11 protein-coding genes are annotated in these 8,441 nt (G+C 67.6%); 6 read left to right on the top strand and 5 right to left on the bottom strand.

From position 1 onward, the window contains the following. Nucleotides 1-55: 55 nt before the first annotated feature. On the top strand, nucleotides 56-409 hold the full coding sequence (locus AC0662_RS33000; protein WP_452193023.1) for a YciI family protein: 354 nt from the start codon (nucleotides 56-58) through the stop codon (nucleotides 407-409). Nucleotides 410-538: 129 nt separating this feature from the next. Next, on the top strand, nucleotides 539-1,063 hold the full coding sequence (locus AC0662_RS33005) for a GNAT family N-acetyltransferase (RefSeq protein ID WP_478305553.1): 525 nt from the start codon (nucleotides 539-541) through the stop codon (nucleotides 1,061-1,063). Here AC0662_RS33005 and AC0662_RS33010 read toward each other — a convergent pair. Then, on the bottom strand, nucleotides 1,060-1,491 hold the full coding sequence (locus AC0662_RS33010) for a hypothetical protein (protein ID WP_478305555.1): 432 nt from the start codon (nucleotides 1,489-1,491) through the stop codon (nucleotides 1,060-1,062). The genes AC0662_RS33005 and AC0662_RS33010 overlap by 4 nt on opposite strands. 58 nt (nucleotides 1,492-1,549) lie before the next feature. On the opposite strand from AC0662_RS33010, the gene smpB reads away from it, so the two are divergent. Continuing rightward, complete coding sequence (gene smpB / locus AC0662_RS33015) at nucleotides 1,550-2,029, top strand: SsrA-binding protein SmpB (RefSeq protein WP_478305557.1); 480 nt, start codon at nucleotides 1,550-1,552, stop codon at nucleotides 2,027-2,029. Between the two features lie 3 nt (nucleotides 2,030-2,032). On the opposite strand, the gene AC0662_RS33020 is transcribed toward smpB, so the two are convergent. From AC0662_RS33020 to AC0662_RS33035, 4 genes are all read right to left on the bottom strand, one after another. After that, nucleotides 2,033-3,016: an acyltransferase domain-containing protein gene (locus AC0662_RS33020; protein WP_478305559.1), complete on the bottom strand. Its 984-nt coding sequence runs from the start codon at nucleotides 3,014-3,016 to the stop codon at nucleotides 2,033-2,035. Next, a complete protein-coding gene (locus AC0662_RS33025) occupies nucleotides 3,017-3,511 on the bottom strand; it encodes a hypothetical protein (RefSeq protein ID WP_478305561.1) in 495 nt (164 codons plus the stop codon). Between the two features lie 210 nt (nucleotides 3,512-3,721). Beyond that, nucleotides 3,722-4,468 carry a phosphotransferase family protein gene (locus AC0662_RS33030; RefSeq protein WP_478305563.1) on the bottom strand — a complete coding sequence of 249 codons (747 nt, stop codon included), beginning with the start codon at nucleotides 4,466-4,468 and terminating at the stop codon, nucleotides 3,722-3,724. 111 nt (nucleotides 4,469-4,579) lie between these two features. Further along, nucleotides 4,580-5,068 carry a GNAT family N-acetyltransferase gene (locus AC0662_RS33035; RefSeq protein WP_478305565.1) on the bottom strand — a complete coding sequence of 163 codons (489 nt, stop codon included), beginning with the start codon at nucleotides 5,066-5,068 and terminating at the stop codon, nucleotides 4,580-4,582. A 108-nt stretch (nucleotides 5,069-5,176) separates the two neighbouring features. Between AC0662_RS33035 and AC0662_RS33040 the strand changes: the two genes are divergently transcribed. The 3 genes from AC0662_RS33040 to AC0662_RS33050 all read left to right on the top strand — a co-directional run bounded on the left by AC0662_RS33040 (nucleotide 5,177) and on the right by AC0662_RS33050 (nucleotide 8,308). Further along, entirely contained in the window at nucleotides 5,177-5,611 is a 435-nt protein-coding gene (locus AC0662_RS33040) for a DUF6228 family protein (protein ID WP_478305567.1), read from the top strand. 1,016 nt (nucleotides 5,612-6,627) lie between these two features. Beyond that, nucleotides 6,628-7,875, top strand: a complete 1,248-nt coding sequence (locus AC0662_RS33045; protein WP_478305569.1) for an IS110 family RNA-guided transposase — start codon at nucleotides 6,628-6,630, stop codon at nucleotides 7,873-7,875. Nucleotides 7,876-7,966: 91 nt separating this feature from the next. After that, a complete protein-coding gene (locus AC0662_RS33050) occupies nucleotides 7,967-8,308 on the top strand; it encodes a hypothetical protein (protein WP_478305571.1) in 342 nt (113 codons plus the stop codon). The last annotated feature ends 133 nt before the right edge of the window (nucleotides 8,309-8,441 follow it).

Genomic DNA, 8,441 nt, shown 5'->3' on the forward strand with positions numbered 1-8,441 from the left:
TCGTAGTAGGGGTGAGCGGCGGCCGGTGATGGGCGCCCGGACAAGGAGCGTTGGCATGGCGATGTACCTGATCTCGTTCGAGAACGGCTCGATGGATCACATTCCGGAGGAGGAGATCCCGGACGTCGGCAAGGCCGCGCACGCGGTGATGCAGGAGACGAAGGACGCCGGCGTGTACGTGTTCGGCGGTGGGCTGAGCTACGCCGACGGTGACGCGGACCCGGCGGTGGTCTCCGTCGACGGCATCGTCACCGACGGCCCGTACCCGGAGAGCAAGGAACTCATCGGCGGCGGCATGATCCTCGACGTACCGACCCGCGCGAAAGCCCTGCAGTGGGCCGCGAAGATCGCCGCCGCCTGCCGCTGCGCCCAGGACGTCCGCAAGTTCATGGACGACCTCGAACGCTGACCACCCACGCCCGGCCCCTGCGGCCCGGCTGACCTGGCCCGACGCATGGGTTGGCGGCCCGACCGGATGGGCGACTCGTGGGTTTGCGGCGCGGCCGGCTGGGCCGTCGGGTGGGATAGGTTGCGCGGCATGACCGAGCTGCGAGTCGCCTGGCCGCCTGCCCCGATCGCGACCGAGCGCCTCGTACTCCGCGAACCCGAGGCCCGCGACCGTACGGCGATCATCGACCTCATGTCGTCACCGGAAGTCGGCACGTACGTCGGCGGCTCCCGCTCCCGCGACGAGGTCGAACAGGCCCTGCCCGCGGAACCCCCGCGCCGGGCCGGCCTCTTCGTCGTCGACCTCGACGGCGCGATGATCGGCACCGTCACCCTCGACCCCCGCGATCCTGACCGCTCCGACTACCGCCGCCCTGAGGCCGGCCGGTACGAGCTCGGCTACCTGTTCCTCCCCAGCTCCTGGGGCCACGGGTACGCCGCCGAAGCCTGCGCCGCGGCCCTCGACTGGTTCATCGACACGCTCCCGACCGAGCCCATCGCCCTCACCACCCAAACCGCGAACACCCAGTCCCTGCGTCTGGCCCACAAACTCGGCTTCACCGAACTGGAACGCTACGAGGCCTGGGGCGCCGAACAATGGCTCGGCACCCGCTAAACCCGCTCCCAAAAACTCTCGGAGTCGTCGAGACCGATGTAATACGAGATCCGCGGGTCGTCCGTCTCCCCGCCGTACCCCTGCACGAACGCCCGCGCCGCAGACACCAGCCCGTACTGCGGATTCCGCCCGTGCGCGAGGCTCTTGTACATCAGCGCAAGGTCGACGTACCGGTCCCCCATACCGAGCAGACCGACCTCCGTACTCACCATCCAACCGTTGCCTCGGTCAACAACCCGCGGGCAAGGGAACCCGGTCGCGGACAACCACTCGAGCCGATCCGCCTCGTCGTCGACGATCGCGCCCTGCTTGTAGTACAGGACCTCCCGCCCACGCACTAGCCGAACCACCGTCGCTCCGGACAGCCCGCCATCAATCGGCTCGCCCTCGTCCGCACCGAACCGGCTCAGCAGTCTCCGCAGCTCCACCCACCGCACGGTAGCGGTGCTCTAGGGCCGGAGGCGGACCTCGGGGCAGAATCGTCCTGTGAAGAAGCCCGACACGAACCCGGTGATCGCCCGTAACCGCAAGGCTGCCCACGAGTACCACCTGGGCGAGTCCTGGGAGGCGGGGCTCGTACTGCAGGGTCCCGAGGTGAAGGCGCTCCGTGCCGGGCGGGCGTCGCTGGTCGGCGGTTTCGCGATGGTCGAGGATCGCGAGATCTGGCTGCACGGCGTACACATCCCGCAGTACTCGCAGTCCCGCTGGTTCGAGGGCGGCTCGCGCCGCAAGCGGAAGTTGCTGCTGCATCGTGCCCAGATCGACAAGATCGAGCGCAAGGTCAACGAGGGCGGGCTGACGATCGTCCCCGTCGCGCTGTACTTCAAGGACGGTCACGCGAAGGTCGAGATCGCTCTGGCCCGCGGCAAGAAGAACTGGGACAAGCGCCAGACCCTCGCCGAACGCGAAGCGACCCGCGAGGCCGAGCGCGCCCTGAGCCGCCGCCTGAAGGGTCGCCGCGACTGATCCTCAGAGTTCGAGCCAGCCGAACCCGATCTTCCAGTGACGGCCCGCGGACAGGTGGTCGATCACAGCCCGCTGGAGCGTCGTACGGCGGGGCAGTGTCCCGAGGTCGGTGTCGGGTGCCGCCGCGAAGATCCGGGACAGGATGTCGGCGTCGCCGTCCCGCGTCTCGGGTGCCAGGTGGAAGCGGCGTTGGAAGCGGACGATGTTGGAGTCGGCCGGCAGGTACTCGGCGAGCTGCACGTCGAGGATCCACGATCCACACCGCACGAACCGGTATGTCTCCTCGGGGAAGTGCCGGGCAAAGAACTCCCGGGCGAGCGCGAACGACGCGTCGCAGGCGGCCGGGTCCAGGGGACCGGTCGGCGCGGCGTGCACACCCAGCGCCGGCTCGGACTCCTCGCACGAAAGCCCGGCGGCCTGCACCGCCGGGGCGAGAAACCCCAGGTCACCGCGGTTGAACCCCAACCGGCCGAGCAGATAGATCCCGCCGCGAAAGTGGAGGTCGATCCAGAACGGCGCATCCATCCCGCCCGTGCCGGACCGTTGCCGATGGGACTGTACGGCACTTCCCAGCGCACCGAGCGTCGCCCAGGAGATGTCGTCCGGGATACCGCGCTGCTCGTGGTACGCGCGGACATACGGCAGCACCGTCAGGAAGACGTACACGTAGAAGTAGCGCCCCCACCCGTCCGGCAGCTCCGGCCACGACCCACCCGGCCGAAACCCGCCCATATCCGCGACGGTCCGCTGAGCACAACGCCGTACCAGCCACGACAACGCAGGACTGCGCTCCAGATTGGACAACCCCGCGACGATCTCGGCCGCATCCTCCTCAGGTACGCCGAGTCGCCGCAGCACCGTCAGCGCGACCTCGACCGTCGGCACCCCGAGCGCGCCATCAGGCTCCCCGGCCGCTTCTAACTCCCCCAGCCAGGCCACAAGCCCCGGATCATCCCCGAGAAACCGCGCCACTTCGTCGGTCCTCATCTAGTCCGCCCAGCGGCCCGCGCAGTTTTCGATCCAAGCCTGAAGCGTCGGCTCGGCGTCGAAGGTGAGCAAGGAGTACGGCGGGCAGTCCGGCAGCGGAGTCACCCCAGCGAACGCGTGGTCCGGCGCGAACAGCAGTAGTTCGCCGCTCTGACGGTGAGCGAGGGTGAGGTTCCCGTTCGCCTCGACGGCAACGGCGTAGTACTCCTCGGGCTGGATGGGGATCGTGAGTCCCTCACCTTCCCCGAGCCACGAGTAGTCAGCGAGCACGTCGGAGACCGACGTACTCGCGGCATCCGCGGTGAGGACCTCATCCTGGTTCATCCACCAGGTCTCAGGCTCTGCGAACCGCTCGACAATCCCGCCACACACGGCCCAGAAGCTCTGGTGGGTCGGGTGTACGTCGCCGTCGCCCGCGCCCGGCGGATAACCGAGCCACCCTCGCCGACTGCCCGGCGAACCCCACGCCAGCAGCTCATACGAGGTACCCGACACAGAGACCGGCGTAACAGTCGCCGACGCCAGCAGTGCGGAGAGCCGAGGCAAGCCATCAACGGCCGCCCGCGTCCACGCCCGTTCCTCGCCAACCACCTCCGCGTCTCCGGCCCGGAGAAACCAGGGAGCCGCCTCAAGAAACCGATCCCAGTCACGCATGATGCCGCAGATCATGACACACACAGCTCGGACGAGATCGGCCGCGGAGTCTCACACCTGGGCTCGCAGTACGTCGACAGCACCACCCGGCGCGAATGGGTCAAAGCCATGCTTCATCAACCAGCGGATCCCCAGCAGGCTACGCAACGACCACCACGCGCGGATCGCATCGAGGTCGACATCGGTGCCGTACCCCGCGAGAACGTGCCCGAGGTGCTCCCGGTGTCCAACGGTCAACGCGGCGAGGTCGCGCACGGCATTACCCTGGCCGGCCTCAGCCCAGTCGATGATGCCTGTGATCTCGTTGCCGTCGACAAACACGTGGTCAATGTGCAGGTCGCCGTGGGTGAACACCGGAGTCCACGGCTCGAGTGCGGTCTCGGCCAGCCGGCGGTTCCGGTTGACCAGGTCGGCGGGCAGAACACCGTCCGCCACGAGCCGTTCACACTCGCCGTCTAGGTTCGCCGCCAACGTGTCGAGGCTCTGGCCGGCTTGACCGGGCCAAGGCGGTACCGGCGCGTCGTGCAACTGCCGGACAGCCGAACCCGCGGCGGCCCACGCAGCCGGGGATACGGTCGACGGCCCGCCGAGCCGCGCGAGCACCGTCCCCGGGACCGCCGCCAGCGCGAGTACGGACGGCCTTCGCCACAGGACTTCGGGAGTCGGAACCGGCGCCAGTGTCATCGCTTCGGCCTCCAGGTCGATGCGCGCCTGATCGGCGTCCACCTTCAGGAACAGGTCGCCGACACGCAAAGTCGCGCGTTGGGAGTGCGCGACAACGACGCTGACATCATCCACGAGCGACCACTATGTCGGGGTTGAGCACGAACGTCGCCGGATAATCGCGCGTGGAAGGCCGCGCGCGATCGGCTGATTCTCGTTGCGGCGGTTGACGGACCCGTGCCGCGGTCACCGTTGCCCGACTCCGTTGGCGCGCGTCATCACGACGCTGAGGGTCTCGAAACCGAGCTCTGCATAGAACGCGCGGGCGTCCCGATTCTCGGCGTACGCCGTGACCGAGACCGTGACAGCACCCTGCTCACCCTCCGCCCACTCCACGAACCGCTCCACGAGCGCGCTCGCGACGCCGTTCCTGCGTGCACGTTCCTCGACGAACAGGCTCCGCAGGTACCCCGTCACCACACCACGACGTACCTCACTGGCCTCGCTCACCCAGCCCACCAGATGCCCGCACGCTCCGGCCGCGTCCACGGCAACCAACACGAGCGCCTTCTCGTTCCCCGACAACGCCGCAAAGTCCGCAGCCCCACGCCGCTCCGGCCAAGTGGTGTCGACAAGAACGTCATGCTCGCCGGCATCCGCAGCAAACAACTGCGCCTCAAGCCCAACAAGCTCCTCGATGTCGCCCTGCACCGCAAGCCGGATCTCAGTCGTCACCGCCCCAGCAAACCACGACCCCACTGACCGCCCGCCACGCCGACGCCGCGCGCCACTGGCTCGTGCGATCATCGCGCCATGCTGCATGTGTCTGAGGACGGCGCTGCCGTGGCCCTTCGCTGGAGCAGCGGGGATCGCAAGGCGGAGATCGAGTTCTTATCCCCGCGCTTTCGCTACCGCGCCGCCTCGGACCCATACCTGACCTCCGACGACATGGTCGAGTACGCGGTTCGCCTTTCGGGAAACGGGCTGGCGGCAGAGGCGTTGGTACTGAGTCTCGACAGGGCCGGCAGCGGACTGCCAGCGTTCCTTGAGCAACTGGGCAAGGACTTTCGAGGCTGGAACGGCACCCGCACATGGGAGAACCGGGACCACGATCTCGGGGTCGAAGCCACTTGGTCGTCACGTGGGTACGTCGAACTCCGCTGGTGGATCACGCCCAGCATCCACGACAAGTGGAGCGCCTCGGTCACCGTCGAAGTCGAGGCCGGTGCCGAGATGTCAGCCCTCGCCCACGAACTTTCCTCGTTCTTCACCCTCTAAGCCGATTCCGACAAGCACGCTCATCCCCAGCTCAGTGCGTTGCGGGGTGTCAACGCGGCAGAGGTACGGCGTACACGATGTTCTCGTCGTCGGGGGACTTACGTCGCGGCCACCTGATCGACGCCAGCCGATGGGGTCGAGCGACCTGTGATTCAGAGTGCCGCACGTGCTCGCCGATCGCGGGTCACTGACAGCTCTTCAAGGCATTCCAGGACACGTCGGGGCACTGCTCCCCAGGTAACCAATTTGGACGCGCCGGACGGCACGATCTGGTGACCGGAGCTCGGCGGTAGTCGCGCGCTAGGGCGAGCCGCGAAGATGGGCCACATGAGTCAGAGTGCCGCACAAGCGGCCGCCTTTTTCACTGAGGTCGATCGCACAGGACGCCTCTGGACTGTGCGTGACGCCGGCGGCTACCCAGCTCCGATGAACTCGCGAGGTCAACGGGCTGCACCGTTCTGGTCCAGCGAGGCTCGCGTGCGGCGGATCATCAAGAACGTCCGCGTTAGACCCCGAGGAGCTCGACCTCGCAGCAGGACGGGCTTCTGGTCGGCATCAACTGGACCGGTGCGCGCGCAGTTGGCTATGAGTTCACGGTGGCCGAGGTCATCGCTCGCCTCGACGCCACACCTGACCCGTCCCCCTAATGAGTGGGTAACAGGTCCCGGGTGGCTGTTGACGTCTTCCCGTCCCTTGGCCCGATCAGGCCTCCTATCAGGCCGACGCGACTGACGCCCGGCACCTGTTACCCACTGCTGACCTGGTTCGGCGCGTCGGTCAAGTCGGCTGACTGCCGGCCGGGAGTGTTAGTCGTGGTTCGAGCCCGCCCGCACGGTCGATACCTCGTTCACCGGGAGCCTTCGAGCTCTGACTCACAGACCGGGGCCGTGAGGGTTGCTGGGATCGCGAACGGCTCATCGGAGGGAAGACCACAGAGTCTCGTCATTAGGGCGCCGCGCGTTCTCGCCAGGGTCCCCGAACCGGATCGCACACCGGCTAGGAGGAGGTGCAGACAAATGAAGGTCTTCTGCGGGATCGACTGGGCCGAAGGCCACCACGACATCGCACTAGTCGACGAGTCCGGCCGGCTGATCGCGAAGAAACGCATCCACGAAACCGTGGCAGGGTTCGCCGAACTCACCGCGATGCTGGCCGAGGCCGGCGACACATCCGAAGCCCTGATCCCGGTGGCGATCGAGACCCCGCGCGGCCTGCTGGTCGCGGCGCTACGATCCACCGGGCGTCCAGTCTACTCGATCAACCCCATGGCCGTCGCCCGCTACCGCGAACGACACACGGTCAGCCGGGGCAAGTCCGATCACGCCGACGCGATGACCCTGGCCAACATCCTGCGCACCGACCTGCACGTCCACCGTCGGCTCCCGGCCGACACTCACCTGGCCCAGGCCGTCGCAGTGCTGGCCCGCGCACACCAAGACGCGACCTGGCGCCGCACCAGAGCCTCCAACGAGCTGCGCTCGCTGCTGCGCGAGTACTACCCGGCCTTCCTCGAGGCCTTCGCCGGCAAGACCGCCAGCAACCTCGCCACGGTTGACGCCCGCGCGATGCTGGCGATCGCACCAACCCCAGCCGCGGCCGGGAAGCTGTCGAAGGCCCGCATCGCCGCCGCGCTGCGCCGAGCCGGACGCCAACGCCGCATCGACACCACCGGCGCACAACTGCACACCGCACTCCGCGCGCCGCACCTGCGACAGCCCGACCTGGTCGAGCAAGCCATGGGCCACCAGGCACTCGCCCTGCTCGCGACCCTCGACACCGAATGCCGCAACGTCGACGAACTCGGCCAAGCCACCGCCGAGGCGTTCCAGCAGCACCCCGACCACGCGATCATCACCAGCTTCCCCGGCCTGGCCGACAACACCGGCGCCCGAATCCTGGCCGAACTCGGCGACGACCGAACCCGCTTCACCGACGCCCGATCCGTCAAGGCCTACGCCGGATCCGCGCCCATCACCCGCGCCTCCGGACGCACCATCTCCATCACCCACCGCCGGGTCAAGAACGACCGCCTCGCCGCCGCCGGGTGGGCCTGGGCCTTCGCCTCCCTGGCCCACGACGAACACGCCAACCACCACTACCGACACCGACGCGACCACGGCAACCGACACCCAGCCGCACTACGCCACCTGTTCAACCGGATGCTCGGCCAGCTCTACTTCTGCCTCCAAACCGGCCAGCACTACCAACCCCACAAGGCATTCCCGGGCCAGATCCACCCAGCCCAAACCACCGACGTCGGTTGACCACAAACAAACGGGCGCAACTCGTGCTCGACGGGACGCGACGAGCGACGCGCTGTTGGCAGGTCAACCTAACGTCCTCCACGATGAGCGGATGCGAAATAGAGACCGCCGCCGCCAAGACGCAGCAGCGACGGCCATCGCCCACGCCGTACACGATGCCATCCTGCTGATTCGAACGATGGCTTACAGCCGTGAACGGCTCGTGCAGGAAACCTTCCCTGAGGCTGACGACTATCAGGAGGCAATCCGACTCCTGGCTGACCTCTGCGACACGCTCATCCCAGGCCTTCGACGGGACCTCCCGAGCTATCGACCCACAGACGCCCTCCAGTACACCTGGGACTCACGGAACGAGCACCAGCGACGATGGCTAGAAGGAACCCTGGCGCAGCACGACATCGCAGTAACCGACTTCATCGTCGACAGACACTGATGCCTGGGAACGCTGCACCTCCCGTCCGCAGTTGATTGTGGGATTGACCCGTTTCGACGGACAGGGTCGGTGTGAGGTGGTCAGGCTACCTTCTCGGCGGTAAGCGTGGTGCTCGCTTCGTATTGTGCCGGGG

The sequence above is a fragment of the Kribbella sp. NPDC043289 genome (genome assembly GCF_056436705.1).

Coding starts and splice junctions, on each gene's coding strand:
- AC0662_RS33005 (WP_478305553.1), top strand. CDS start 539: ATGACCGAGCTGCGAGTCGCCTGGCCGCCTGCCCCGATCGCGACCGAG.
- AC0662_RS33045 (WP_478305569.1), top strand. CDS start 6,628: ATGAAGGTCTTCTGCGGGATCGACTGGGCCGAAGGCCACCACGACATC.
- AC0662_RS33050 (WP_478305571.1), top strand. CDS start 7,967: ATGCGAAATAGAGACCGCCGCCGCCAAGACGCAGCAGCGACGGCCATC.
- AC0662_RS33020 (WP_478305559.1), bottom strand. CDS start 3,016: ATGAGGACCGACGAAGTGGCGCGGTTTCTCGGGGATGATCCGGGGCTT.
- AC0662_RS33000 (WP_452193023.1), top strand. CDS start 56: ATGGCGATGTACCTGATCTCGTTCGAGAACGGCTCGATGGATCACATT.